The 26,164-nt window shown below is 71.1% G+C and carries 26 protein-coding genes and 1 other RNA gene; 16 read left to right on the top strand and 11 right to left on the bottom strand.

Annotated features, from left to right (window positions below; genetic code table 11):
• Positions 1–83: 83 nt before the first annotated feature.
• Positions 84–1,238: an FAD-dependent monooxygenase gene (locus OG371_RS22050; protein WP_329072087.1), complete on the top strand. Its 1,155-nt coding sequence runs from the start codon at positions 84–86 to the stop codon at positions 1,236–1,238.
• Here OG371_RS22050 and OG371_RS22045 read toward each other — a convergent pair.
• Both OG371_RS22045 and OG371_RS22040 read right to left on the bottom strand, forming a co-directional pair.
• Positions 1,198–1,857 carry a response regulator transcription factor gene (locus OG371_RS22045; protein WP_329072084.1) on the bottom strand — a complete coding sequence of 220 codons (660 nt, stop codon included), beginning with the start codon at positions 1,855–1,857 and terminating at the stop codon, positions 1,198–1,200. The genes OG371_RS22050 and OG371_RS22045 overlap by 41 nt on opposite strands.
• Positions 1,854–3,437, bottom strand: a complete 1,584-nt coding sequence (locus OG371_RS22040; protein WP_329072082.1) for a sensor histidine kinase — start codon at positions 3,435–3,437, stop codon at positions 1,854–1,856. The genes OG371_RS22045 and OG371_RS22040 overlap by 4 nt, the downstream gene beginning before the upstream one ends.
• Positions 3,438–3,549: 112 nt before the next feature.
• Here OG371_RS22040 and OG371_RS22035 point away from each other — a divergent pair, with 112 nt between their 5' ends.
• Positions 3,550–3,759, top strand: coding sequence for a hypothetical protein (locus OG371_RS22035; RefSeq protein WP_329072080.1), 210 nt, complete (start codon positions 3,550–3,552; stop codon positions 3,757–3,759).
• Positions 3,756–4,484: a hypothetical protein gene (locus OG371_RS22030; RefSeq protein WP_329072079.1), complete on the top strand. Its 729-nt coding sequence runs from the start codon at positions 3,756–3,758 to the stop codon at positions 4,482–4,484. Before OG371_RS22035 ends, OG371_RS22030 begins: the two co-directional genes overlap by 4 nt.
• Here the strand turns inward: OG371_RS22030 and OG371_RS22025 are convergent.
• Both OG371_RS22025 and OG371_RS22020 read right to left on the bottom strand, forming a co-directional pair.
• A complete protein-coding gene (locus tag OG371_RS22025; RefSeq protein WP_329072077.1) occupies positions 4,466–4,687 on the bottom strand; it encodes a hypothetical protein in 222 nt (73 codons plus the stop codon). The genes OG371_RS22030 and OG371_RS22025 overlap by 19 nt on opposite strands.
• A gap of 10 nt (positions 4,688–4,697) precedes the next feature.
• Entirely contained in the window at positions 4,698–5,825 is a 1,128-nt protein-coding gene (locus tag OG371_RS22020; RefSeq protein ID WP_329072076.1) for an inorganic phosphate transporter, read from the bottom strand.
• 196 nt (positions 5,826–6,021) lie between these two features.
• Between OG371_RS22020 and OG371_RS22015 the strand changes: the two genes are divergently transcribed.
• From OG371_RS22015 to OG371_RS22005, 3 genes are read left to right on the top strand one after another with little or no spacing between them, the layout of a single operon-like run.
• A complete protein-coding gene (locus OG371_RS22015) occupies positions 6,022–6,810 on the top strand; it encodes an SDR family oxidoreductase (RefSeq protein ID WP_329072074.1) in 789 nt (262 codons plus the stop codon).
• Positions 6,807–7,298: a VOC family protein gene (locus OG371_RS22010; protein WP_329072073.1), complete on the top strand. Its 492-nt coding sequence runs from the start codon at positions 6,807–6,809 to the stop codon at positions 7,296–7,298. Before OG371_RS22015 ends, OG371_RS22010 begins: the two co-directional genes overlap by 4 nt.
• Positions 7,291–8,148 (top strand): alpha/beta fold hydrolase, encoded by an 858-nt coding sequence (locus OG371_RS22005; protein WP_329072071.1) that lies wholly within the window; start codon positions 7,291–7,293, stop codon positions 8,146–8,148. Before OG371_RS22010 ends, OG371_RS22005 begins: the two co-directional genes overlap by 8 nt.
• A 1-nt stretch (position 8,149) precedes the next feature.
• Here the strand turns inward: OG371_RS22005 and OG371_RS22000 are convergent, their stop codons facing one another.
• From OG371_RS22000 to hutH, 6 genes are all read right to left on the bottom strand, one after another.
• The gene (locus OG371_RS22000; protein ID WP_329072068.1) at positions 8,150–9,292 is read right to left on the bottom strand and encodes an FAD-dependent oxidoreductase; all 1,143 of its coding nucleotides are present in this window, start codon (positions 9,290–9,292) and stop codon (positions 8,150–8,152) included.
• Between the two features lie 143 nt (positions 9,293–9,435).
• Complete coding sequence (gene hutI / locus OG371_RS21995; protein WP_329072066.1) at positions 9,436–10,581, bottom strand: imidazolonepropionase; 1,146 nt, start codon at positions 10,579–10,581, stop codon at positions 9,436–9,438.
• Complete coding sequence (locus OG371_RS21990) at positions 10,569–11,873, bottom strand: formimidoylglutamate deiminase (RefSeq protein ID WP_329072064.1); 1,305 nt, start codon at positions 11,871–11,873, stop codon at positions 10,569–10,571. The genes hutI and OG371_RS21990 overlap by 13 nt, the downstream gene beginning before the upstream one ends.
• The gene (locus tag OG371_RS21985; RefSeq protein ID WP_329072062.1) at positions 11,870–13,066 is read right to left on the bottom strand and encodes an allantoate amidohydrolase; all 1,197 of its coding nucleotides are present in this window, start codon (positions 13,064–13,066) and stop codon (positions 11,870–11,872) included. Before OG371_RS21985 ends, OG371_RS21990 begins: the two co-directional genes overlap by 4 nt.
• On the bottom strand, positions 13,063–14,736 hold the full coding sequence (gene hutU, locus OG371_RS21980) for a urocanate hydratase (protein WP_329072060.1): 1,674 nt from the start codon (positions 14,734–14,736) through the stop codon (positions 13,063–13,065). The genes OG371_RS21985 and hutU overlap by 4 nt, the downstream gene beginning before the upstream one ends.
• Positions 14,733–16,262 (bottom strand): histidine ammonia-lyase, encoded by a 1,530-nt coding sequence (gene hutH, locus OG371_RS21975; RefSeq protein WP_329072058.1) that lies wholly within the window; start codon positions 16,260–16,262, stop codon positions 14,733–14,735. The genes hutU and hutH overlap by 4 nt, the downstream gene beginning before the upstream one ends.
• A 535-nt stretch (positions 16,263–16,797) precedes the next feature.
• Here hutH and OG371_RS21970 point away from each other — a divergent pair.
• The 5 genes from OG371_RS21970 (at position 16,798) to OG371_RS21950 (ending at position 21,030) form a co-directional block, all read left to right on the top strand.
• Positions 16,798–17,580: an IclR family transcriptional regulator gene (locus tag OG371_RS21970; RefSeq protein WP_329072056.1), complete on the top strand. Its 783-nt coding sequence runs from the start codon at positions 16,798–16,800 to the stop codon at positions 17,578–17,580.
• A gap of 401 nt (positions 17,581–17,981) precedes the next feature.
• Entirely contained in the window at positions 17,982–18,395 is a 414-nt protein-coding gene (locus tag OG371_RS21965) for a PE domain-containing protein (RefSeq protein WP_329072054.1), read from the top strand.
• 47 nt (positions 18,396–18,442) lie between these two features.
• Positions 18,443–19,003: a DUF3558 domain-containing protein gene (locus OG371_RS21960; protein ID WP_329072052.1), complete on the top strand. Its 561-nt coding sequence runs from the start codon at positions 18,443–18,445 to the stop codon at positions 19,001–19,003.
• Positions 19,000–20,244, top strand: a complete 1,245-nt coding sequence (locus tag OG371_RS21955) for a hypothetical protein (RefSeq protein WP_329072050.1) — start codon at positions 19,000–19,002, stop codon at positions 20,242–20,244. Before OG371_RS21960 ends, OG371_RS21955 begins: the two co-directional genes overlap by 4 nt.
• A gap of 27 nt (positions 20,245–20,271) precedes the next feature.
• A complete protein-coding gene (locus OG371_RS21950; RefSeq protein WP_329072048.1) occupies positions 20,272–21,030 on the top strand; it encodes an ESX secretion-associated protein EspG in 759 nt (252 codons plus the stop codon).
• A 302-nt stretch (positions 21,031–21,332) separates the two neighbouring features.
• On the opposite strand, the gene ssrA is transcribed toward OG371_RS21950, so the two are convergent.
• Positions 21,333–21,705, bottom strand: a transfer-messenger RNA (tmRNA) gene (gene ssrA, locus OG371_RS21945).
• Between the two features lie 166 nt (positions 21,706–21,871).
• On the opposite strand from ssrA, the gene OG371_RS21940 reads away from it, so the two are divergent.
• The 5 genes from OG371_RS21940 (at position 21,872) to OG371_RS21920 (ending at position 26,146) form a co-directional block, all read left to right on the top strand.
• Positions 21,872–22,555 (top strand): sensor domain-containing protein, encoded by a 684-nt coding sequence (locus tag OG371_RS21940; RefSeq protein ID WP_329072046.1) that lies wholly within the window; start codon positions 21,872–21,874, stop codon positions 22,553–22,555.
• Positions 22,552–23,688: a sensor histidine kinase gene (locus OG371_RS21935; RefSeq protein ID WP_329072045.1), complete on the top strand. Its 1,137-nt coding sequence runs from the start codon at positions 22,552–22,554 to the stop codon at positions 23,686–23,688. The genes OG371_RS21940 and OG371_RS21935 overlap by 4 nt, the downstream gene beginning before the upstream one ends.
• A 54-nt stretch (positions 23,689–23,742) precedes the next feature.
• On the top strand, positions 23,743–24,384 hold the full coding sequence (locus OG371_RS21930; RefSeq protein ID WP_091620472.1) for a response regulator transcription factor: 642 nt from the start codon (positions 23,743–23,745) through the stop codon (positions 24,382–24,384).
• 100 nt (positions 24,385–24,484) lie between these two features.
• Positions 24,485–24,712 (top strand): hypothetical protein, encoded by a 228-nt coding sequence (locus OG371_RS21925; RefSeq protein WP_329072043.1) that lies wholly within the window; start codon positions 24,485–24,487, stop codon positions 24,710–24,712.
• 93 nt (positions 24,713–24,805) lie between these two features.
• A complete protein-coding gene (locus OG371_RS21920) occupies positions 24,806–26,146 on the top strand; it encodes an acyltransferase family protein (protein ID WP_329072041.1) in 1,341 nt (446 codons plus the stop codon).
• Positions 26,147–26,164 lie beyond the last annotated feature (18 nt).

The following is a 26,164-nucleotide window of genomic DNA, read 5'->3' as shown; positions in this document are numbered from 1 at the left end:
GGCCGCGTCCCCGATCGTCCCGATTCGCTCCACCCCGCCACTCTACAGGTGTAGAGTCCACTACATCTGTAGAGGAGGACGTCATGGCACAACGGCACGCCGTGGTGGTCGGCGGCGGCATCGGCGGGCTGAGCGCGGCGATCGGGCTGCACCGCGTCGGCTGGCGGGTCACCGTGTACGAGCGCGCCGCCGCGTTCGACGCGATCGGCGCCGGAATCTCGTTGTGGCCCAACGCTCAGCGCGCACTGGCCGAGCTGGGCGTGCACCCGCCGTCGGCCCCGCAGCACGACGGCGGGCTGCTCACCGCGAGCGGGCGGCGGCTCGCGCGCTGGGACGCGGCGGCGTTCGAACGCCGTTACGGCCTCCCGCTCGGCGTGGTCCACCGCGCCGACCTGATCGACGCGCTGTGTGCCGAGCTGCCCGCGTCGAGCCTGCGCGCCGGGGTCACCGTCACGTCCGTTTCGCCGGACGGCCTCGTCCGCCACAGCGACGGGGAAGTGCACGCGGACCTCGTGGTCGCCGCCGACGGCATCAACAGCCCGATCCGGCAAGCGTTCTGGCCGTCCTCAAGGCTGGCTTACAGCGGCGGCACGGCGTTCCGCGGCGTTGTCAAGCTGCCGGAAACGCCGCGCCTGAGCACAACGTGGGCGCGCGGCACCGAGGTCGGCGTGCTGCCGTTGCACGACGGCCGCGTGTACTGGTGGGTCGCCGAGGCCGTCCCCGAAGGCATCCGGCACGCGGACGTGCGCGCCCACCTGGCCTCGGTCTGCGACGGCTGGCACGCCCCGGTCCCGGAGCTGATCGCGTCGACGCCGGAAATCCTGCACCACGACGTGTTCCAGCTGGCCACGCCGCTGCCCTCCTACACCCGCGGCCGGGTGGCGCTGCTCGGCGACGCCGCGCACGCCATGCCACCGTTCCTCGGCCAGGGCGGCTGCCAGGCGATCGAGGACGCCGTGGTCCTGGCCGCCGCGATGTCCACTTCGGACACGGTGTCGGCGGCGCTGGCCCGCTACGACGCGGAACGCCGTCCGCGCAGCCAGCAGGTCGCGAAAGCCTCCATCCGCGCCGGCGCCGCCGGTCCGCTGCTGCGCAACCGCGCGGCGGTGGCCGTCCGCAACAGCCTGCTGCGCCTGGCCCCGAGTTCGGTGACCGCACGGATCGGCGGCGACCTGAACGCGTGGTCACCGCCCAGCCTCACGCCTCGCCGCCCACCAACCCCGCTTCGTAGGCCGTGATCGCGGCCTGAACCCGGTTGCGCACACCCAGCCGGGTCAGGATCGTGCTCACGTGGGCCTTCACCGTGCCCTCCACCACGTACATCCGCGCGGCGATGTCCGCATTGGACAGTCCGCCGCCGAGCAGCGTCAGCACTTCACGCTCGCGCGCGGTCAGCGCCTCGATCCGTTCCCGCGCGGCGACACCGCGGCTGAGCTGCCCGCCGGAAAGCCGTGAGATGACGCGGTGCGCCACCTTCGGTGAGAGGAACGCCGCCCCGTCCGCCACGGCCCGGATCCCCGCCAGCAGCTCCCGGGGATCCCCCGCCTTCAACAGGAAACCGCTCGCGCCCAGGCCGAGCGCGCGTTCGATGTAGGCGTCCTCGCCGAAGGTGGTCAGCATGATCACGCCGGTTTCCGGGAGCAGGCGGCGGATCTCCTCGGCCGCGGCGAGGCCGTCGAGCACCGGCATCCGGATGTCGAGCAGCACGACGTCGGGCCGGGTCGCCAGCGCCTGCTCGACGGCCGCGCGCCCGTCACCCACCTCGGCCACCACCTCGATGCCCTCACCCGTGGCGAGGATCGCGGCGACGCCCGCGCGGATCATGGCCTCGTCGTCGGCCAGCAGCACCCTGGTCACCGTTGATCCTCACTGTAGTAGTCCTTCTCGGCCAGCCGTCCGTCCACAAAGCACAGCCGGTAGACCGCATAGTCGGGGTTCGTCCAGCTGCGGCCGGTGCCGTAGTACTCGCAGTTCGCGCCCGGCGGGATCGGCGGTTCGCGGTCCTGCGGGCGCGCGATCCGCTGGTGCGCAGGCAGCAGCCCGGCGAACGACGCCCGGTCCGCCCCGATCCGCAGCTGCTGGTAGGCACCGTCGGACAGCACGGAATCCGACCACTGCACCAGGAACGTCACCCCGGCCCCGCCGATCACGATGCCGAACATGGTCAACGGGATCACGATCGCCTGCACCAGGCTGCGCCGCACGTCCCGGCGCGCCAGCTCCAGCTCCCGCGCGGCCGTCGACTGCCCGACCACGGCCTCGGCGGCGTCCCGGCTCTCCGGCGTCTCCTCGACCGGCGCCGCGTCGTGCGGCAGCCGCGCCACCAGCTCGAACCCGCCCAGCTCACCGGTCCGCGGGCCGGCGTCCAGCGTGCCGCCGACCAGCCGCACGCGCTCGCGCAGGCCGATCAGCCCCCGCCGTCCCGAACTGCCGGGCAGCGGGCCCGCGGGCGGCGCCGCGTTCAGGACCCGGACCTCCGTGCTCTCCGCCGAACTCAGCACCCGCACCGTCACGGCGGCGCCCGGCGCGTGCTTCGCGACGTTCGTCAGCGCCTCCTGCAACACGCGGTACGCCGCGCGCGCCACCATCGGTGGCGCGTCCACCAGATCGTCCACTTGCGACTCGATCAGCAGGCCTGACGCGCGCGCCCGCTCGACCAGCTCGCGCAAGTCGCCCTGCACCGGCTCCACCGGCGCCGCGTCCTCGCGCAGCACGCCAATGATCTCGCGCAGCCGCTCGGTCGCCGTCGCCGCGCTGCCCCGCAGTTCCCCCGCGGCGGTGCGCTGCGGCTCGTCCAGCCCGCCGGCCACCTCCAGCGCGGCGGCCCGCACGGCGATCAGGCTCAGCTCGTGGCCCAGCGAATCGTGCATGTCGCTGGCGATCCGCGCGCGCTCCCGCAGCCGGGCCTGATCGGCGACGAGGCGCTGCCGGCTCTCCATCTCCGCCGCGAGCTGCCAGCCCGCGCGCGAAAGCTGCCCCCGCGTCCGCACGAACCGGGCGAGCAGCCACGGCGCGACGGCCGCGAACGCCAGCACCCCGAGCATCCCGCCCCAGGCCTGCAGCCCGGCGCTCGGGACCAGCAGCGCCACCGGCAGTCCGGCCAGCACGATCGCGCCGCACTCCAGGACCAGCGGCCACACGCGTGTCATCCGCAGGCCCGCGCGGTAGGCCATGGTCAGCATGAGGAAAAATTCCCAAACGGCCACCCGCCCGCCCCATCCGATGGCCACCACCACTGCCGTCGCCATGGTCACAGCGAGCGCGAACGCCGGGTACCGGCGCAGGGTCACGGTCGCCACCGCGACCGCCACCAGCCCGCCGGCCAGCTCCCAGCGGTTCGGGTTGTTCGAGGCGTCGATCACCACGAGCAGCGAGAGCAGCAGCCAGACCGTGACGTCCAGCGTCACCCGCCACCTGCGCTTGACCGCCTCCTTCATGCCGCCTCTTTCATGTCTCAGACGCTACAAGCGCGGCAGCCGGCGTCACCACTGCCGAAAGTCAACACCGCTCGCCCTGCGCCACCGCGGCTCTGGGGCATGATGGGTGACCATGGCCGAGCGCACCCTCGCCGAGCAACTCGGCGGCCCACTCCCCGAAGGCATCGAAGCCCTGCCCGAGGAGCACAAGCGCGACCTCGCCGAGGCCCTGCGCGACGCCCGGCACCGGCAGGCCAAGGCGCTCGGCGAGGCGGGCGAGGAAGGCCTTCGGTACGTGCCGGCGCTGCTGCGCGGGGCCGTGCGCAAGGTGGTCGGGCTGTGAACCCGGAGATCCTCAAGCTCGCGCGGGTGCTCGGCGTCGAGCCCGAGCGGCTGGCCTACCTGGCCGAAGTGGACATCGCCGACCTGCAGCTGTTCCGCGAGCAGGCGACCACCACGCTGTTCGACGCGAACCTCGTAGTGCTGGAGCGGATGGCGCTGGCCAGCCGTCTGCTGCCCGCGCCGCTGATCGCGAAGATCGCGGAGAAGGTGTTCGGGCCACTGCTGTGCGCGCGGATCGCCGGGCTGGTCGACGTCTCCCGCGGCGTCGACGTCGCGAAGCGGCTGCCGCCGAAGTTCCTGGCCGAGGTGGCGGCCGAGCTGGACCCGCGGCGCGCGACCGCGATCATCACGCGCATCCCGCTCGACACCGTGCTGGCAGTCGCGCGGGAGCTGGCGCAGCGGGACGACTGGATCACCCTGGGCCGGTTCGTCGGGCACCTGCCGGACCCGACCGTGCGGCGCAGTCTGGCCCTGCTGTCCGACGAAGCGCTGTTGCGCACCGCGTACGTCCTCGACGACAAATCACGCATCGACCACGTGATGGGCCTGCTGCCCGAAGGCCGGCTGCCCGGCCTGCTCCGCGCGGCCGCGGGTGACGAGACGCTGTGGGAGCCCGCCCTCGACGTGCTGTCCCATCTCGGCGAAACCCGCCGGGCCGCGGTCCTTCCGCTGCTCGGCGAGCTGCCGGAAAGCCTGCGCGCCCGCGCTCAGGCCACGATGAGGTAGATCCCGTAGGCGACCACCGCCGCGCAGACGGCGAAGCAGACGACCGAGCCGGTCAGCTGCATGGTGCCTGTGCCGCCTTGTTCCTTCGCCGTCTCGCGCTCGGACAGCCCGCGGATGCCGTAGGCGAACAGCGTGGTCAGGACTACGGCGGCGACCAGCGCGACGACGAAGACCTCGCCGAGCGCGCCCCAGTTGATGTTCATGCTCGCTCCCTCAGGCCGCGACCGGGGCGGCCTCGACGGCCTCCGGCTCATTGATGGTCTCGGCCGTCACCGGGTTGCGCCGCGAGGCGAGCCAGATGCCCAGCGCGAGGATCACGCCGACACCGCCGACCAGCACCGTGCCCCAGCTGCCCTGGGTCGAGATGACCGCGGCGAGCGCGCCCACGATGGCCGCGGCCGGCAGGGTCAGCACCCAGGCGATGGCCATCTTGCCCGCGACGCCCCAGCGGACCTCGGCGAGCTTGCGGCCGAGGCCGGAGCCGATGATGCCGCCCGAGGTCACGTGCGTGGTCGACAGCGCGAAGCCCAGGTGTGAGGAGGCCAGGATGACCGCCGCCGAGCTGGTCTCCGCCGCGAAGCCCTGCGGCGTCTGGATCTCGGTGAGCTTCTTGCCCATCGTCTGGATGATCCGCCAGCCGCCGAGGTAGGTGCCGGCCGCGATCGCCAGGCCGCAGGCCACGATGACCCACAACGGCGGGTTCGAGCCGGGCGCGAGCGTGCCGCCGGCGATCAGCGCCAGCGTGATCACGCCCATCGTCTTCTGCGCGTCGTTGGTCCCGTGCGCGAGCGAGACCAGGCTGGCCGAGAGCACCTGGCCGGTCTTGAAGCCCTTGCCCACCACGTTCTCCCGCGACTTCTGCGTGATGCGGTAGGTGAGGAACGTGCCGACCAGCGCCACGATGCCCGCCACGATCGGCGACGCGACCGCGGGGATCAGCACCTTCTCGACCACCTTGCCGAAGTGCACGGCGTCGGCGCCGGAGGCGATCCAGGTCGCGCCGATCAGCCCGCCGAACAGCGCGTGCGAGGAACTCGACGGGAGCCCGACCAGCCACGTGACCAGGTTCCAGATGATCGCCCCGATCAGCCCGGCGAAGATCACCACCGGGGTCACCTTCGTGTCGTCGACGATGCCGCCGGAGATCGTCTTCGCGACCTCGATCGACAGGAACGCACCGACCAGGTTCAACACCGCGGAGATGCCGACCGCGACCTTCGGCTTCAGCGCCCCCGTGGCGATCGACGTCGCCATCGCGTTCGCGGTGTCGTGGAACCCGTTGGTGAAGTCGAAGGCGAGTGCCGCCACGACCACCACCAAGACGATCAGGGAAAAGTCCATGCGCGCTCTCCATCTTCGGCCGAAGTGCCGTTTCGACGCTACTCACGATCGGGGGACCCCCGATCCCGCCGGAATGTCGAGTTACTGAACTCTGGGTGAACCACTTTTTCGCGCTGTACGGAATGTTCGGATTGACGGGATTGCGCGAGTCGGGCTTCCCTGGAATTCCTTGATCTTTCCGGCTTAGTGTGAGCCCGTGGAACTGCATGGGAAGCACATCGTCATCACCGGCGGCGCCGGCGGGATCGGCCGCGCGCTGGTCGAACGGTTCACGCAGGAGGGCGCCCGCGCGATCGTCGTGGCCGACGCCGACCTCGAAGGGGCCCGCGCGGTCGCCGCGGAATTCGGCGCCACCGCGAGGAAGTTCGACGCCGGGCTCGAGTCGGACGTGGCCGGCCTGATCGACTTCGCCACCGAGGCCAACGGCCCGATCGACGTCTACTTCTCCAACGCCGGCGTCGGCGGTCCCGCCGCCGGGCCGGAGACCCCCGACCGCGAATGGGACCGGCTCTGGCGCATCCACGTGATGTCGCACGTGTGGGCGTCGCGCATTCTCGTGCCGCGGATGACCGAGGCCGGCGGCGGTTATCTGGTGAACACCTCGTCCGCCGCGGGCCTGCTGATCCAGCCGTCCGCGATGGCGTACACGGTCACCAAGCACGCCGCGGTGTCGGTGGCCGAATGGCTTTCGATGACGTACCACCACCTCGGCATCCGCGTTTCCTGCGTCTGCCCGCAGGCCGTGCAGACGCGGCTGCTCGACGAGGCCATGGGCCAGTCCGACGGGGCGTCCGAAGTGGTCGCCGCCGCGGGGGTGCTGCAGCCCGCCGACGTCGCCGAGGCCGTGGTCGAGGGCATGCGCGCCGAGCGGCTGCTGATCCTGCCGCACAAGGACGTCGCCGAGCGCATGGTCTTGCGCGCCACCGACCACGAGGCCTGGCTGGCCGGCGTCCGCACGCTCGTCGAAGGCGGGGCCGCCCGATGATCCGCGGCATCCACCACCTCGCCATCGCGACGCTCGACATCAAACGCACTTCGGCGTTCTACGTCGACCTGTTCGGCTGCGAGGTGATCAGCGACTGGGGCTGGCAGGTCGGCACCGACGTCGCGGACCAGATCACCGCATTGCACGACTGCTCCGCGCACAGTGTCATGCTGCGCAAGGGAAACGCGTACATCGAGCTGTTCGAGTACGCCAGCCCCGAGCCCGGCCCCGGCGACCCCGCGCGCCGCGTCTGCGACCCCGGCCTGACGCACCTGTGCTTCGACGTCACCGACCTGGACGCCGAGTACGAACGCCTGGTCGCCGCGGGCATGACGTTCCACTGCCCGCCGCAGCTGGTCGCGCCGAACGTGCGCACCACGTACGGCCGCGACCCCGACGGCAACGTCGTCGAACTGCAGGAAGTCCTGGACGAAACGCACCGCGTCGCCGTCCCGTGGCTGCCCGGGCGGGGGCTCGCCGGTGAGTGACCTGCGAGAGCTGACGCTCGAGGTCGGCGAACACCGGCACACCGCGCTGGCCGCCGGCCCGGAAACCGGCGAGCTGGTCCTGCTGCTGCACGGCTGGCCCGAGTTCGCCGATTCCTGGACGGCCGAGCTGCGCGCGCTCGGCGACGCCGGCTGGCACGCCGTGGCCGTGGACCAGCGGGGTTACGCCCGCGAGGCCCGCCCGTCCGGCGTCGAGTCGTACTCGATCGACCACCTGGCCGCGGACGCACTGTCCTTTGTGGATGCCCTGGGCGGCGGCCGCTTCCACCTGGTCGCCCACGACTGGGGCGGCATGGTCGCGTGGGTGCTCGCCTCCCGTCACCCGGAGCGCCTCCGTTCGCTCTCGGTCCTCGCGACGCCGCATCCCGTGGCGCTGCAACGGTCCGCGCAGTCCGACGAGGAGCAGAACCACAACCTCGACTACGTCCGCTTCTTCCGGGCCCCCGGCGGCGTCGCCGAGGCGTCCCTGCTGGCCGACGACGCCGCCCGCCTGCGCGCCGCGTACGCCGGCCGTATCCCGGAAGCGCAGGTCGAGCGCAACGTCCGGCGCCTCACCGAGCCGGGCGCCCTCACCGCCACGCTCAACTGGTACCGCGGCGCCACTGACGACGCGTTCACCGTCCCGGCCGGCCCCATCACCGTCCCGACGCTCTACGTCTGGGGCGGCCAGGACAGCAAGCTGGGCCGCGGCGCCGCCACCGGCACCCGCGAACTGATCGAGGGCCCGTACCAGTTCGAAATCCTGGAGGACGCGAGCCACTGGCTGCCGGAGGAGGCGCCGGACCGGGTGATTCCCTTGGTGCTGAACCACTTGGCGGCTTACTCGGCCTAGCTCAGACCGGGAGCGGATCCTGGCCGAGGAACTGGTGGCCGTTCGCCGCGGACTCGCGCACCGCGGCGAACCCACTGGCCAGCATGGCCTCCTCGTACGCGGCGATCGCGCCACCGGCGACGGCCGCGTCCGGCCCCGCGCCCAAGGCCGCCGCCAACGCGGCCCCATCCCGTAGCGCGCAGTTCGCCCCGGACCCGGCCGCCGGGCTCATCGCGTGCACCGCGTCCCCGAGCAGCGTCACCCGGCCGGAATCCCACGGCGAGAACGGCACGCTCGTCCGGATCACCAGCGGGAACACGGTTTCCAGCGCCCAGCGGGAGACCATCGCCCGCACCCGCGGATGCCATCCGCCGACGAGTTTCAGCGCGAGTTCCTGCAACTGCGCGCCGGAGAGCCCGGCCAGTTCCGCTTCGGACAGCCCGATCGCTTCCCGCCGCAGGCCGACCGAGCAGGTCATGAACGGCTCCGGGTGCGCCACCGGCGCCACGCCGACCATCGTGTGCCCGGGCCCCACGATCATGCTGAACACGGCGTGCATCTCGTCGTCGAACAGCCGCCGAGCCTCGTCGTCCAACGGGATCTTGCCGTACAGCTGCCGCAGCCCGGTGTCCGCGATCCGCGCGTGTGGCAAAAGCCGGCGCCGGACCGGCGAGTTCACCCCGTCCGCGCCGACGAGCACCCGGCCACGCGCGGAGGTCCCGTCCGCGAAGTGCGCGGTGACCCCGTCGGCGTCGTTTTCGTAGTGGGTGAGCCGTTTCCCGAAGCGCACGTCGCCGAGCCCGCTCAGCAGGATGCGCCGCAACGTCATGCGGTTGACGTTGAACCCCGGGTCCGGGAACTCCCGCACGGACTGCAGCACCAGCTGCTCGTCGAACAGCGGGACGGTCGGCTTGGGCCGCAACGAGGTGTCCAGGAACCGTTCGTACAGCTCGTCCGGCAGCACTTCCCGCAACGCGTCGGTGCCCGCCCCGTCGATGTGCAGCCGGTAGCCCTGCCGCCGGGCCTCCGGTGACGCGTCCCGTTCGTAGACGGCGCAAGGGATTCCGGCCCGCCGCAATCCCTGGGCGAGGCACAGTCCCCCGATCCCGGCCCCGATCACGACAACCCCGTCTTCGGGCACAGCACGATTACTCGGCACAGACATGGCGAAGTCCCCTCACAGACGTATCGACTGGAAAGGGACGCACAGGGTTCACGCGAGCCGTGTCCTAGCGCCGCGAGATGCCGGGCGAATCGTCCGGACTAACCCATACCGGACTGTGTCTTCGCGCGTCCTCCGAGGCCAGGCTAGCGGATTCGGTCACCCCGCCGCCAGACTCCGTACGTCAGCGGAACTCCCGGCCGGTACGCCAGGTGGGTGACCGACGGCGCGTCCAGCACGTGCACGTCCGCCCGCGCGCCCGGCCTCAGCACACCCACATCGTCACGCCGCAGGGCCCGCGCCCCGCCCGCGGTGGCCGCCCACACCGCCTCGTCGATGGTCATCCGCATCTGCAGAACTGCCGTGGCGACACAAAAAGCCATCGACGTCGTGTACGAGCTGCCGGGGTTGGCGTTGCTGGCCAGCGCCACCGTCGCCCCCGCGTCCAGCAGCCGCCGCGCCGGGGCGAGGGACTGGCGGGTCGAGAGGTCGCAAGCTGGCAGCAGCGTCGCGACGGTGTCGGACGCCGCGAGGGCCGCCACATCCTCGTCACTCAGGTACGTGCAGTGGTCCACGCTCGCCGCGCCGTGCTCCACCGCCAGCCGCACGCCCGCGCCCTCGCCGAGCTGGTTGCCGTGCACCCGCAGGCCGAGCCCGCGCCCGGCCGCCGCCTTGAGCACCCGCGCCGACTGCGCCTCGTCGAACGCCCCGGCCTCGCAGAACACGTCCGCCCACCGCACGTGGTCCGCCACCGCGTCCAGCATCTCACCGCAGACCAAGTCCACATAGGACTCCGCGTCGGCGCCCGGCGGCACGAGGTGCGCGCCGAGGTACGTGACCTCGTCGGCCACTGCCGCCGCGATCCGCGCCGAGCGAGCCTCGTCGGCGACCGTCAGCCCGTACCCGGTCTTGGTCTCCAGGCAGGTCGTGCCCTGCGCGGCCGCCTCATCGACATGTCGACTCAGATTCCGGGTCAGCTCCTCGTCGGAAGCGGCCCGCGTCGCGCCGACCGTGACGGCGATTCCACCTGCGGTATAAGGCTTTCCGGCCATCCGCGCCTCGAACTCGGCCGTGCGGTCACCGGCGAACACCAGGTGGGTGTGGCTGTCCACCCACCCCGGCAGCACCGCCCGCCCCTCGACGTCCACGCGCTCGTCCGCAGCCGGCGCGCGCCCGGCCGGCCCGGCCCACGCGACGACCCCGCCGTCCAGCACCAGCGCGGCGTCAGCCAGTTTGCCCAGCTCGGCGTCGTTCGTGGTGAGCTCGCCGATACCCGTGATCAGAGTTGCCACAACGCCTCGATCTCCTTGGCCAGTACGGTCTCCGGTCGCTCCACCAGCAGGTGCCCGCCGTCGCGGACCACCTCGCGGCCCGCCACCACCACGCTGCGCACGTCGGCGGCCCCGGCCGCGAACACCACCCCGGACGGCTCAGCCCCGGCCGTGCGCACCGAGTCCATCGCCACCGTCACCAGGTCCGCCCCGGAGCCGACCGCCAGCCGGCCCACCTCGGGCCAGCCGACCGCGGCGTGGTCGGTGCCCGCCGCGAGTAGCTCTTCGACGCTGAACCGGCCGCGCTGCTCACTCGCCAGCCGGTCGTCCAGCTCGAGTGCCCGGGTCTCCTCGAACGCGTCGACCACGGCGTTGCTGTCACTCCCGATACCCAGCCGCGCGCCGGCGTCCAGCAACGCCCGGGCCGGGCCGATGCCATCGCCGAGGTCCCGCTCGGTGGTCGGGCAGAAGCACACACCGGCGCGCGCGTCGCCGAGCCACTTGACGTCCTGGTCGGTGAGGTGCGTGGCGTGCACGGCGGTCAGCCGCTCGTCCAGCACGCCGTATTCCCACAGCAGCCCGGCCGGCGTCCAGCCATAAGCCGCCTCGCACTGCTCGTTCTCCGCGCGCTGCTCGGACAGGTGGATGTGCAGCGGACGGTTCTCCGGCACAGCATTGTCGACCGTGGGCAGGTCGTACTCCGGCACCGCGCGGACCGAGTGGATCGCGCCGCCCACCCGGAACCCAGTGTCTTCCTCGAGTGCCGAGACGCGTTCCGCCCACCGTTCCGCGGAACCGTCGGAAAACCGTTGCTGCACTTCGTCCGGCGGCACACCGATGCCACCCGCGAGGTAACAGGTATCAAGCAGCGTCAGGCGAATCCCGGCTTCGCGCGCGGCCTCGCGCAACGCCTCACCCATCGCGTTCGGCGACGCGTACGGCTTCCCGCCCGGCGCGTGGTGCAGGTAGTGGAACTCGCCGACGCTCGTGTACCCGGCCAGCACCATCTCAGCGTAAACGCCACGCGCGAGCCGGTAGTAAGAATCCGGATCAAGCCGCGCGGCGAGGTTGTACATGCGCACCCGCCAGGTCCAGAACGTGCCGCGTTCGTGGTGCGTCCGGCCGCGCAACGCCCGGTGGAACGCGTGGGAGTGCCCGTTCGCGAACCCCGGCAGCGTCAGTCCATTGAGGATGGTGCCGACCCGCGGCGCGTCCGGCGTCACCGCGGTGATCCGGCCGTCCGCCACCTCGATCAGCACCCCGTCGGCGATCCCGCCGGGCAACCACGCTCGCTCACACCAGAAGGCCTTCATGCCGCCAGCCGCTCCAGCACCTCGGCCAGCGCCCGCGCGCCGGCCTCGACGTCGTCGACCTCGGCGAACTCCTCCGGCGAGTGGCTGATCCCGGTCGGGTTGCGCACATACAGCATCCCGGCCGGGACGAACCCGGACAGGATCGCCGCGTCATGGCCCGCCCCGGTGGGCAGCTCCGGCGGATCCCCGAGCCATGCGCCCAGGTCACGGCGCAGACCCGCGTCGAACACCACGTCGTCCGAATAGGATTCGCGCGTGACCGTCAGCCGGCAGCCTTCAGCCTCGGCCGCCACCCCGGCCGCCCGCCGGATCTCCTCGACCAGCTCGGGCGTGCCAGTGCCCGGCACCCGCGCGTCCAGCCACAAGTCCACAGTGGACGCGATGACATTGGTGCCGCCGGGCGTCGGAACCAGCCGTCCCACGGTGGCCCGCGCGTCGGCGTGCGTCCGCGCCAGCCGCCGGACGGCGACCACAGTCTCGGCCGCGGGCAACATCGGGTCGGCGCGGTCGGCGATCAGCGTCGCCCCGGCGTGGTTTCCCTGTCCCTCAAAGGAGAACCGCCACCGCCCGTGCGCGATCACGGTGCTGCCGACCGCCACCGGCCGCCCGAGGTCGACCAGCCCGCGGCCCTGCTCGACGTGCAGCTCCAGGAACCGCCCGACCATCGCCAGCCGGTCCGGGTCAGCACCCAGCCGATCGGCGTCCAGGCCGGACTTCATCGCCGCCTCCGCGAAAGTGACCCCGTTCTGGTCACGCAGCCCGCGGGCCTTGTCCGCGTCGATCGTCCCGGTCAGCAGCCGCGAGCCGAGGCAAGGCACGCCGAACCGGCCGCCCTCCTCCTCGGCGAACACCACCACCGCGAACGGTTTGGCAGGCTGGAACCCCTTGCGCTGCAACGACTCCACCGCCGCCAGCGCACTCGTGACCCCGAGCGGGCCGTCGAAAGCGCCGCCCCCGGGTACCGAGTCGAGATGGCTGCCGGTAACCACCGCGCCCGGCCCCGGCGCGCCCCACCAGGCCCACAGGTTGCCGTTGCGGTCGGTCTCGACGTCCAGCCCGAGCCGCTGCGCCCGCTCCACGAACCACGTGCGCAGGTCGTGCTCCGGCGCGTCGAACGCGTGGCGCGAGTAGCCGCCGCGCTTGCCGTCACGGCCGATGTCGGCGATTTCCCGCAGCAGCCCGGATGCGGTCACTGCTCGTCCCGCATCGGCACCCGGACGCCGCGCTCGTCGGCGACCTCGGCCGCGCGCTCGTACCCGGCGTCGACGTGCCGGATCACGCCCATGCCCGGGTCGTTCGTGAGCACCCGCTCCAGCTTCTGCGCGGCGAGCGGCGTGCCGTCGGCCACGCTCACCTGCCCGGCGTGGATCGACCGGCCCATGCCGACGCCGCCGCCGTGGTGGATGGACACCCAGCTGGCGCCCGAGGACGTGTTGACCAGCGCGTTGAGCAACGGCCAGTCGGCGATCGCGTCGGAGCCGTCGGCCATGCCCTCGGTCTCCCGGTACGGCGAGGCGACGCTGCCGGAGTCGAGGTGGTCGCGGCCGATCACCACGGGGGCCTTCAGCTCGCCGCTGGCCACCATCTCGTTGAACCGCAGCCCGGCCAGGTGCCGCTCGCCGTAGCCGAGCCAGCAGATCCGCGCGGGCAGGCCCTGGAACGCCACGCGCTCGCCGGCCAGCTTGATCCAGCGCGCGAGGGATTCGTTCTCCGGGAACAACTCCAGCATCGCGCGGTCGGTCGCCGCGATGTCCTCGGGGTCGCCGGAGAGCGCCGCCCAGCGGAACGGGCCGTTGCCCTCGCAGAACAGCGGCCGGATGTACGCGGGCACGAAGCCCGGGAAGTCGAACGCGCGCTCGCAGCCGCCCAGCTTCGCCTCGCCGCGCAGGGAGTTGCCGTAGTCGAAGACCTCGGCGCCGGCGTCGAGGAAGCCGAGCATCGCGTTCACGTGGTCGGCCATCGACTCGCGGGCGCGGTCGGTGAACTCGTCGGGCTTCTTGGCCGCGTAGTCCGCCCAGTCGTCCACGGAGATGCCCTTGGGCAGGTAGGAAAGCGGGTCGTGCGCCGAGGTCTGGTCGGTGACGATGTCGACCTCCACCCCGCGGCGCAGTAGCTCCGGCAGCACCTCGGCGGCGTTGCCGACGACGGCGACCGAAAGCGCCCGCCGCTCCTTCTTGGCAGCGGTGACCCGGCGGATCGCGTCGTCGAGGTTGTCGGCCACCTCGTCGAGATAACGGGTCTCGACCCGGCGGTGCGCGCGCTGCGGGTCGCACTCGATCACCAGCGCCACGCCGTCGTTCATCGTGACGGCGAGCGGCTGCGCGCCACCCATCCCGCCGAGCCCGGCGGTGACGGTGAGCGTGCCCTTCAGCGTGCCGCCACTGTGTCCCTTCAAAGCGAGTTTCTTGGCGACGGCGGCGAACGTCTCGTAGGTGCCCTGCAGGATGCCCTGCGTGCCGATGTAGATCCACGAGCCGGCCGTCATCTGGCCGTACATCGTGAGGCCCTGCTGCTCCAGGCGCCGGAACTCCGGCCAGGTCGCCCAGTCGCCCACCAGGTTCGAGTTCGCGATCAGCACCCGCGGCGCCCACTCGTGCGTGCGGAACACGCCGACCGGCTTGCCGGACTGGACCAGCAGCGTCTCGTCGACCTCCAGCGCGGTCAGCTCGCGGGTGATCGCGTCGAAGCTCGCCCAGTTGCGGGCCGCTTTGCCGGTGCCGCCGTAGACGACCAGGTCGTCCGGCCGCTCGGCGACCTCGGGGTCGAGGTTGTTGTGGAACATGCGCAGCGCGGCCTCGGTCTGCCAGCTCTTCGCGGTGAGCGTGGTGCCGCGGGCGGCGCGGACGGTGCGGGCGGTGCTCATCGGACCTCCAGTTCGGCGGCGGCCAGGACGGCACCCGACCGCACGAGTTCTTCGGCGGCCGCGATCTCGGGCGCCAGGTGGCGGTCGGGGCCGGGGCCCTGGACCTGGGTGCGGAGCAGGTCGCGGACCCGGCCGGTGACCGGCGAGGGCGCCAGCGGCGCCCGGAAGTCCAGCGCGCGGGCGGCCGTGAGCAGCTCGATCGCCAGCACGGTGGTGAGCCCGTCGACGGCCTTGCGCAGCTTGCGCGCCGCCGACCAGCCCATGGACACGTGGTCCTCCTGCATGGCGCTGCTCGGGATCGAGTCGACCGAGGCCGGCACCGCGAGCCGCTTGAGCTCGCTGACCACGGCGGCCTGCGTGTACTGCGCGATCATGTGGCCGGAGTCGACGCCGGGGTCGTTCGCCAGGAACGGCGGCAGGCCCTGCGAACGGGCCTTGTCGAGCATCCGGTCGGTGCGGCGCTCGGCGATGCTGGCGACGTCGGCGACCGGGATGGCCAGGAAGTCCAGCACGTACGCCACGGGCGCGCCGTGGAAGTTGCCGTTGGACTCGACCCGGCCGTCGGCCAGCACGACCGGATTGTCCACAGCGGACCGCAGCTCGCAGTCCGCGACGAGTTCCGCGTGCGTGAGCGTGTCCCTCGCGGCGCCGTGGACCTGTGGCGCGCACCGCAGCGAGTAGGCGTCCTGGACGCGGTTGCAGTCCGGCCCGCGGTGGCTTTCGACGATCTTCGAGCCCTGCAGCGCCGCGAACATGCGCGCGGCGGACGTCGCCTGGCCGGGGTGGGGGCGCAAGGCTTGCAGGTCGGCGGCGAAGGCACGGTCGGTGCCGAGCAGCGCCTCCACGCTCATCGCCGCGGTGAGGTCCGCGACGTCCAGCAGCCCGTGCAGGTCGGCGGCGGCGAGCAGCAGCATGCCGAGCATGCCGTCGGTGCCGTTGGTGAGCGCGAGGCCCTCCTTTTCGGCGAGCACAACCGGCTCGATACCGGCCTGCGCCAGCGCCTCCGCAGCCGGTTTCGCCCGGCCCTCGTGCACGACCTCGCCCTCGCCCATCAACGCGAGCGCCACGGCCGCGAGCGGCGCGAGGTCGCCCGAGCAGCCGAGCGAGCCGTACTCGTGGACGATCGGGGTGATGTCGGCGTTGAGCAGGGCCGCAAGCGTTTGCGCGGTCTCGGCGCGGACGCCGGTGTACCCGCTGGCGAGGGTGCGCAGGCGCAGCAGCATGAGCGCGCGGACCACCTCGGGCTCCACCGCCGGCCCGGCGCCCGCGGCGTGCGAGCGGATCAGGCTGCGCTGCAGCGCCGTGCGGCTCTCGAGCGGGATGTGCCGCGTCGCGAGCGCGCCGAAGCCCGTCGAGACGCCGTACGTGGGTGTCGTGGCGTGCGCGAGGTTCTCGATGTGCTGGCGGGTGGCGGCGAGGTTCTTCCCGGCCGCGTCGGTGAGCCCGACGGTCGCATGGCCACGGACGACGTCGACGACGTCCGCCGCGGTCATCGGCTGCGGGCCCAGGAGTACTTGTTCCGGCATGGGGCCATTGGACAACGATCGGCGGCGGGGCGGGAGTCGCGGTCGGGTGGTTGTGTCTGGTATTCAAGACAGTGCGTGGCCGGAGCGTCGATGGGAGGTGCGAGTGTCCCTCTCACACACGTCGAGCGGCTCCATTCGCGGCGACGGCGGACTTGGGTTGCTGGGCGACGGCGGGAGGTGCGTCGGCGCGAGGGCGCGAGGGCGCGTGTCCCTCTCGCACACGTCGATCAGCTCCATTCGCGCCGACGGCGGACTCGAGTCGCCGGAACGTCGGTGGCTGGTGCGTCAACGCGTGGTGCGAGTGTCCCTCTCGTGCACGTCGATCGGCTCCAGTCGCGCCGGTGGCGGGCTCGGGTTGCCGGGCGTCACTAGCACTCGGTCGTAGCTGTCGGACTCCGTCGGCGCCGGGCGGGACCTGCTGACAACCACCAGCGCCGGCGCCGGGCCCAGGTCAGCCGAGCGTCAGTCACCCGGACCGGAGCCACCGGCCACCAGGGAGATGCCGGACCTGGTCCGGCACGAAAGGAGGCCCCCGTTGAGCAGTTCGGACGTCCCCGCGCTCCGCAGCGGTCTGGCCGTGCTGCGGCTGCTCGCGGGCCACGCGGGCCCGGTCTCGGCCGCCGCCATCGCGCGTGACCTGCACCTGCCCCGCTCGACCACGTACCACCTGCTCAACGAACTGACCGCGGCCGGCTTCGTCGCCCACCTCCCCGCGGAACGCCGTTACGGCCTGGGCATCGCCGCCTTCGAGCTGGGTTCGGCCTACCTGCGCCACGACCCGCTGGAGCGCCTGGCGGGCCCGTTGCTGCGCAAGCTGGTGGACCGCATCGGGCACACCGCGCACCTGGGCGTGCTGCACGGCAACGAGTCCCTGTACCTGATCAAGGAACGCCCGGCCCGCCCGGAAACCCTGGTCACCGACGTCGGCGTGCGGCTGCCGGCGCATCTGACGGCGTCGGGCCGCGCGATGCTGCGCCATCTGCCCGCCGCGCACGTCCGCGCGCTGTTCCCGTCCTCGGCTTCGTTCGTCCGCCGCACCACCCGCGGCCCGGATTCGCTGGCCGCCCTGCGCCGCACCCTGGCCGCCGAACGCCGCCTCGGCTGGTCCCTCGAAGACGGCCACGTCACGGCCGGCTTCGCCTCAGTCGCAGCCCCCGTCTTCGACCACGGCGCCCGTCCCATGGCGGCGATCAGCGTGACCCTGCGCCACCTCTGCCCCGACGACACCCCCTGCCGCGAAACCTTCCCCACCTTGGCCACCGAAGTCGCCACCACCGCCGCCGACCTGACAACCCGCATCGGCGGCACTCCGGCCTGAGCGTCGGTTAGGAAAAGCGAGCCTGGACGGGCGCCGGCGTTACTCCGTTTGCCGATCTTTAGTCACCCCGATCGGACTATTCCCTTTCGACGTTGTCACGGATGGCAAACACGTATACCTCTAGTGCAGGACATCCTTGCCTTTTCGAATGGCGCCTACAGACCCTCCCGTGACAGCCAATTCACCGGGATTTCGTCCTGCCCTTGACGAAAACCTCCCCTCCCGGAAACCCCTTGGAGACCGCATTGAACCAGGCCGCCATGACCGTCTCGCTCGATCACGAATATTCCACTCCCGTATACCTCTCCTCGCCGCATCCGAAAACGATAGGATTTATCCCGTTTGCGAGACACGCGGTTCCGAAAGCAGTGTTCGAGTCAGGCGTAACGGGGAGAACGCAGATGACTGAACAGACAGGGGCGCCGAGCAGACCGCTCGGCGACGCGGACTTCTTCGCCCCCGGCAGCCAGCCCGGAGGCAGTGCGACACCAGGTGCTGCAGCAGGCTTCCGCCTGAGCCGTGAAGCGATGACCGCCGAACTCGGAAACCTTCAAAAGCTGCGGACCCGGATCGATGCCCAACTCGACGCGGCAGTACCCATGTGGAGCATCATCTCCCCAGGGCAGGATCCAGCTTCCCTGCGCAACGCCGCCGCCAGCAACAAGTCCGGCGACTTCTACCGAGGTCACCTCGTCCGGGAAAGCACGTACCTCAGCACTGTCATCAACAAGATGCGAGCGGCGCTCGGCATTCACGAGACGACCGATCAGCAAGCCGGCACCGCCGTCAATCAGGCCGGCCAGGGGCCAATCTGATGGTTATCCGTACCCGCTGGGCAGTTCTAGGATTGAGCGTATCCGCGATGCTGCTGTCCGCATGCTCAAGCGACCCTGGACATGCCACGCCGAGCGCCGCCCCGTGGTCATCCGGGCCAGGAGTCACGCCCTCAGATCCCGCGCCGCCCAAGATAGCGAGCCCCTTGCCGGCAGGAGCCTTGAACGGGGACCCGTGTCAGGCGCTGACCCCCGGCCAGGTCACCACCTTGCTGGGTGTTCCCGCAACCGGCGAAGCCCAGGACACCGGGCTCGCGCACATGTGTCACTGGGCGAACCTCGACCGGGGCTCCTCCATCAGCGTTCAGTTCGTGTACGCGTGGCCGGACGGCCTCCGCGCCGTCTACGCGAAGAAGAACGAAGGGTTCTTCAAGGAGCTGGATCCCGTACAGGGTTATCCGGTGACGGCGTATGGGCCGGAAGACGACCGCCCGACTGGGCGGTGCAGTGTCGCTGTCGGCGTTGCGGACAACGCCGCCTTCGAAGCGGACGCCACCATTTCCCGATCGAAGGTCGGCCAAGCCGACGCCTGCGACTCCGCCCGACGAATCAGCGACGCGGTGATCACCACTTTGAAGGGCGGCGCGTGATGGGGTTCGGGCCGACTGAAGCATTCGTCGCATACCTGAAGCAGATGCAGGCCGAAGGCAAGATCATCCCGCCGGGCGAACTGGTGCGCCGGGTGAAGGCCGGGCCAGGAACGGAAAGTCTCGGGCATGCGCAGAATGCCAGTGCGCTGCAGGCGAACGCACAACTGGGCATCGAGGCAGACACGCTGGCCGTGGTGGGCCGTCTCGAGAACGCCTGGTCGGGTCAGAGCGGAGATGCCGCAAGGGGATCGCTGCGCCCACTCGCCGACGTGGCCATATCGGCGTCGATTGCCTTGCACGGCAGCCAGAACACCCTCACCGACCAGGCACACGCCTTCACCTCGACCCGCGACTCGCTCCACGACGTGTCGGATGATGCGCCGTCGAAGTCCTTTTGGGACACAGTCACGCCGTGGGACACCGACAACGAAGACCAGGTCAACCAGCGCAACGCGGCGATCCAGCAGAACAATGCCGTGTACCAGGGCTTCGCCGGAACCAGCGACGACCACGCCCAGCAGATGCCCATCGACTACGGCCAGGTCCCCGACTCAGCGGACGGCGCCTACGCCCTGCAACCCGCGCAGGACCAGACCCACGCCGAAGGCAAGCGGAACCGTCACGTGCAGGTCGTCATCCCAAGCCCTTCCCGTGGTCCTGAACAATCGGTGGACCGGCCGGGATCGACCGCGGTGCCACCACCAGCGGAGCGCTACGGCAACTCCGATGAGCAGCAGCAGTCGGTCCACGTTCCGGCAGCAGCACACGGTGACGACGGGACCCACACCTCCGGATACGTCCCGCCGGGCACTAGCGTGGACGGCCCAACAGGATTCACCACGAGTAGCGCCAACGGCCCGAGCTTTCCTGCCGCCAAGCCAACCAGTTACGGCAGTGCCGGCGACTACCCGATCGGTCCTCTGGAGATCGGCGGCAGCACGCCGGGGGCAAGCAACGGCGCCAGCACTTCCCCACGCGGCAACCAACCCGGCGGTCCGGGCAAGGCGACCGGCGCCGGCCGGCTAGGCGGTACGGCCGAAGTCGGCGGGCGAAGTGGAACCGGCTCCGGAGCGACTGGAGCCCGCGGCGCCAACGGCATGCCCCTCCCCGCCGGCACCGGCAAGGGCGACAAAAAGGAGGAGGACAAGGAACGCAAGACTCCCGAGTACCTCCAGGAAGCCGACCCGAACGCCCTGTTCGGCTACGACGGCAAGGCCACGCCACCGGTCATCGGCAAATAGGCGGCATCCAAGCGAGGGGACAACGTGATGCTGCTCGACGAGCCCGTGACCGTGCCGCGGCTGGCGGTCGCGAAAGCGTGGGAATGGGAGCAGATCGGCCCGGCTCATCCGGTGCTGGGCGTCGTGGACGTCTGGGTCGAAGACGATGCCGCCGAACGCTTGGACGAGCTGGCCAGGCAAGCGCTGGCCGAGCCCGGTTTCTACAACTTACGCACCGGCCGGGTCACCGGAAAGCTCCGCGACCTGTTGTTGGCGATCGCCAACGCCGACGACGAGTGCTACGGCTGGTCCACCGACCGCCGCGGCCACGACCGCGCGATGCTCACAGTCCCGGTCGGCCGCAACGCCGTGCTCGCCACCGTCGAAAACGACCTGCTGACCCTGGCGACGATCAAGGCGAATCACCTGGTCCACGCCATCGTGGACGGTCTACCCGATTTCCCGGCCGCCGACATCCACGAGTTCTCCGTCCCGAAAACCGACTACGAGCCGAAAACGACCGGCTACACCCTCGACACCACAACCGACTACACCGCCGCCGAGCAACTCCGCACCCTGATGTCCTCACCACGAACAGCCAGCCACCAGCTCTACGTCGCCGCTCGCACCGGCGGCACCCGGCAGTCCAGTGTGCCGCTGACCGCCGTGGACGCCGACGACCACGGCCGCATCCTCACCTACCTGAGCCCCACTCCCACCGGCGCCCACGACATCACCTGCGGCCCCGGCCACCCCCGCTACATCACCGCCACCCTGCAAAACACCCTGACCACCCTCCGCAACTAACTCCCCACCCAACGTCACCACGATGGGGAGCGGGAAAGCCCTCCGGACGCCCCCCCCCAAAAAAAACACCCAACAACGCAACAAAGGCCGCGCCCCACACAGGCACGAGCCTCCAACTTGCGGACCTCAGCGTCACTCACTCAATCCGCCCCACCCAACCGCACCCCACTCACCCAACGCAACCACGCGCTGTGGGGGTCCGGGGGCGAAGCCCTCCGGGCAGGGTCTGGGGGTTGCACCCCCAGAAACGACGACGGGGCGAGCCGGTCCGCGCATTCCGCGAACACAGCTCGCCCCGAGGACCGTGGAGGTGCCGGGAATTGAACCCGGGTCCTCTAGCGTCTTGACAGGGCTTCTCCGTGCGCAGTCCGCTATGTCTCTACTCGGCCCCTTCAGTCACACGAACAAGCTGAAGTGACGGGCCCAGCCACTGTTTGCTTCCCAACCAGGACCCGTGGCCGGGACTGGCGGTAAGCCTCCTAGCTGATGCCGGCTACCGGGTCGGAGGCGATCCCGGGCCGACAGACTCACTCTGCTACTTAGGCAGCAAGAGCGAAGTCGCGCTGGCTATTGGCCTTGGCGCTTATTGGTTTGCGATGACGCTTGCGGTGGTCTCTCGCCTGCACCGGCACGCTTCCCCTGACTCAACGTCCAGAGTCGAAACCGTTCACCCCCTTGTAGGTGCTACATAACCTCTTCATCATAACGCCATCGGCAAGCCGTTTGATCCCGGCCGGGGTGGGGCTGGCCCTACCGGCAACATGCCCGCTCGCCCCCTGTCCCCTCGATGGCTCCCGGAGCGATGCTGTGCAGGTCAGCCGCACAGATGAGGAGCCCCGCCATGGTCACCGCTTCAACCGGGAGGCGCCGGAACCCGCCGTTGGGCGGGGGCCTGGCGTTCCTGCTCCTCAACCTGCCGCTCGGGATCGTGTCGTTCGCGCTGGTCGTCACGCTGTTCTCGGCGGGGGTCGGGACGGCCGTGGTCTGGGTGGGCGTGCCGTTGCTCGCGCTGCTCGTGCTGCTGGCACGCGGCGCGGCCCGGATGGAGCGGGCCCGCGTGTTCGCCCTGCTCGACACCTATGTCGACGCGCCGTACCTGCCGCTGCCGCCGAGCGGGCGCGCTCGCTGGGTGGCCCGGGTGAAGGACCGCGCCACCTACCGCGACCTGGCGTACTTCTTCCTGCTGTTCCCGGTCGGCCTGATCGAGTTCGTGCTGGTCGTGACGTTCTGGGCGACGAGCCTGGGGCTGATCGCGCTGCCGGTGTACTACCGCTTCCTTCCGGACGGCGCCTACTTCTTCCCGAGCTACGATGTGCGCTGGATCATCGTCGACTCGACGGTGGCCGCGCTGCCGTGGGCGGCGCTGGGGGTGCTGTTCGCCGCGTTGTCGGTGGCGCTGACCAGGGGGCTGGCCAGGCTGCACGCCGGCTTCGCCGTGGCCATGCTGCGGCCGACGGTCGCCCAGCGGCACCGCATGGAGCGCTCCTGGAACGAGATCGACGGAATGAGCACGGTGACCGGATGACCACGGAGCAGCAGCTGCGGCCGGAGCATCCGCGGCCCAATCCGGCCCGCACCATCGTCTACATGATCGTCAGCTTCGTGTTCCGGCTGGTGCAGTTCATCCTGATCGTCGTGGGCGCGGTGGTCGGCGTCGCCACGGTGGTGGTCTGGGTCGGCTTCCCGATCCTGCTCGCCACCACCGGGTTCGTCCGCTGGTCGGGCGACATGGAACGGCGCTGGGCGGGCAAGATGCTGGGCTCGCCGCTGACGTCGGTGGAGCGCCTGCCGCTCGAGGGCCAGTCCCTCACCCGCCGCTGGCTCACCCGGCTCACGGACCCGACGACCTGGCGTGACCTGTCGTACCTGATGATCGCGTTCCCGCTGGCGGTCGCGGAGCTGCCGGTGGCCATCGCGTCCATCGTGCTGCTGCCGATGGCGATCTGGGTGACGCCGTGGCTCGGCTGGCTGCACGGCAACCTCGCGATGTCCCTGCTGGGCCCGAACCGCACGAAGAAGCTGGAAGAGAAGGCCGAGCACCTGCAGGCGTCCCGGGCCCGTGGCGTGGACGCCGCCGAGGCCGAGCGCCGCCGGATCGAGCGCGACCTGCACGACGGCGCGCAGCAGCGGCTGGTGGCCGTCGCGATGAGCCTGGGCCGCGCGAAGTCGAAGTTCGACAACGACCCGGAAGCCGTGCGCGACCTGATCAACGAGGCGCACTCGGACGCCAAGCTGGCCGTCTCGGAGCTGCGCGACCTGGCCCGCGGCATCTTCCCCGCCGTGCTGGGCGACCGCGGCCTCGACGCGGCGCTCTCGGCGCAGGCGGCGAAGTCCCCGATCCCGGTGGACGTGCACGTGGACGTGGAGCCGCGCCCGCCGGCCGCGGTCGAGACCACGGCGTACTTCATCGTCGGCGAGACGCTCACCAACATCGCCAAGCACTCCGGCGCCACCGAGGCGATCGTGAAGGTCTGGCGCAGCGACACGCGCGTCATCGTCGAGATCACCGACAACGGCCACGGCGGCGCGGAGGTGCGCCCCGGCGGCGGCCTGGCCGGGCTGGCCGACCGCGCGGCCACGATCGACGGCGTCATCACGGTGGTGAGTCCCGTCGGGGGTCCGACCGTGATCCGCGCCGACCTGCCGTGCCAGTGGTGACCGGCTCGTGAGTGAATAGCCTCGGAGCTTTTCACTCACGAGCCTGGGGGCCTGATGCGGGTAGTGATCGCCGAAGACGCCGTGCTGCTGCGAGCCGGGGTCACGCGCCTGCTCGCGGACGAGGGCATCGAGACCGTCGCCGCGGTCGACAACGGTGACGATCTGCTCGGCGCGATCACCGAGCACCGTCCCGACCTGGCGATCGTCGACGTGCGGATGCCGCCGACGTTCACCGACGAAGGCCTGCGCGCCGCGTTGTCCGCCCGCAAAGCCGTGCCGGGCCTGCCCGTGCTGGTGCTCTCGCAGTACGTCGAGGAGAGCTACGCGGTGGAGTTGCTCTCCGGCGGCGCAGGCGGGGTCGGCTACCTGCTGAAGGAGCGCGTCGCCGACGTCGCGGAGTTCCTCGACGCGGTGCGCCGGGTGGCCGGCGGCGGCACGGCGATCGACCCCGACGTGATCGCCCAGCTGATGGCCCGCGGCCGCCGGAACCCGCTCGACGCGCTGACCGCGCGTGAGTCCGAGGTGCTCGGCCTGATGGCCCAGGGACTGTCCAACACGGCCATCGCGAACTCCCTCGTGGTGTCGCACGGCGCCGTGGAAAAGCACATCGGCAACATCTTCGCCAAGCTCGGCCTGGAGGCCAGCTCGGAGGAGCACCGGCGCGTCCGGGCCGTGCTCACCTATCTCGGCCGCTGACCGTTCGTCGCTCAGCGTGAGAATTCCTCACCCGTTTCCAGGGCAGCATCGGGCCGCCGACCTCGCCTACCATGGACCGATGCCGAGTGAGGAGCGCCCGATGACCGACCGCAGCGTCCGCTTCTTCGGCGGCCCGCTCGACGGCCGCGTCCAGGAGCTCGCCGACGCCGAGCCCGCGCCCGGCACCGTCGTCCGGCACATCCACCTCCACGGCGGCCCGAAGATCGAGACGCTGTACGAGCTCGGCATGACCGAAAACGGCTGGGAGTACCGGGTGCGCTCGACGTCACACAGCGAGGCCGAGCCGGAGCCGGACGGGCTGAGGTAGGGCCAGCCCCCGTATCGACCCCCAGCTGACCCGAACCCGGAAACGGCGGTCAGCACCGCTGTCCCGGAAGTCCTTTCCCGCCAGGCTTTACCCATGACGACGAGCCAGCTGCGGGTCAGCACCCCGGCCGCGAAAGGCGGCCGGGACAAGTTCCTCGACGTGGTCCGGGCGGGCGCGATCCTGGCCGTGATCACCCAGCACTGGGTCATGCCGGTGCTCTCCTATTCCGACGGTCAGCTCGCGACGGGGAACGCGCTCGCGACGCCCGGCTGGTGGGCCTTCACCTGGCTTTCCCAGGTGATGCCGCTGGTCTTCTTCGCCGGTGGCGCCGCGAACCTGATCTCCCTGCGCCGCGCAGCGTCCTCACGGGCTTGGCTGGCCGGGCGCATCCGGCGGCTGCTCGTGCCGGTGCTGCCGCTGGTCGCCGTGTGGCTGGTGGTGCCGGATCTCTTGCAGGGCATGGGAATTCCCCCGCAGCCCCTGCAGATCGCCGGCTCGATCGCGGCGCAGTTGCTCTGGTTCCTCTCGGTTTACCTGCTCACCGTGCTGGTGACGCCGTTGATGGTCGCCGCGCACCGGCGCTGGGGCCTGAAGGTGCCGTTCGTGATGGCCGCCGCCGGGGTGCTCGTCGACGTCGCCCGCTTCAACGACCTGGGCATGATCGGCTACGTCAACGCGGTGTTCGTCTGGGTCGCCGTGCACCAGCTGGGCTTCCACTACGTCGAGGGCAAGCTGGGTGAGCTGAGCCGGCGCGCCGCGCTCGGCCTGTCGGCCGCCGGTTTCGGCGTCACCGCGCTGATGGTCGCCTTCGGCCCGTACCCGGCCAGCATGATCGGCATGCCGGGCGCGCCGGTGTCCAACATGAGCCCGCCGACCGTGCTGCTCGCGTTCCTCGCCGTCGGCCAGATCGGCCTGCTGCTGGCGTTCCGGCCGCAGCTCAACGCGCTGGCCGCGAAGCCGGGCTTCGGCTCCGCGCTGAGCTGGATCGGCGCGCGGTTCATGAGCGTCTATCTGTGGCACATGCCGGCGCTGATCGTGGTCTCCGGCATCACCGTCTACGGCCTGCATTACGCGACGCCGGCGCCGGGCACGCTGCTGTGGCTCGTGATGGTGCCGATGTGGTTCGGCGCCTGCGGCGCGGTGCTGCTGGGCCTGCTGCGCCTGTTCGCCCGCTTCGAGATGCAGCGGGACAGCGTGGTCGTCACTGCCCGCACCCCGCAGCTGGTGCTGGCCGGGCTGCTCGCCTCGGGCGGCCTGCTGGGGCTGGCCGCACACGGTTTCCAGCCGCTGAGCGCGGGCCTGGTCCATGGCCCGGTGCCCTGGGTCGTGCTCACCGCCGCCGGGTTCGTGCTGGCCGGCCGGCAGGTGCCGGTGACGCGGTTCCTCGGCCGGGCCGTCGCGGTCGTGGAGACCGCGCAGCTCAAGAAGGTCTAGGGGGAGCTGGGGGTGCGC

It is taken from the genome of Amycolatopsis sp. NBC_01480 (assembly GCF_036227205.1).
Lineage (GTDB): Bacteria > Actinomycetota > Actinomycetes > Mycobacteriales > Pseudonocardiaceae > Amycolatopsis.
The sequence above is the reverse complement of the archived record's forward strand: the minus strand, read 5'-3'. Positions and strand labels throughout refer to the sequence as shown.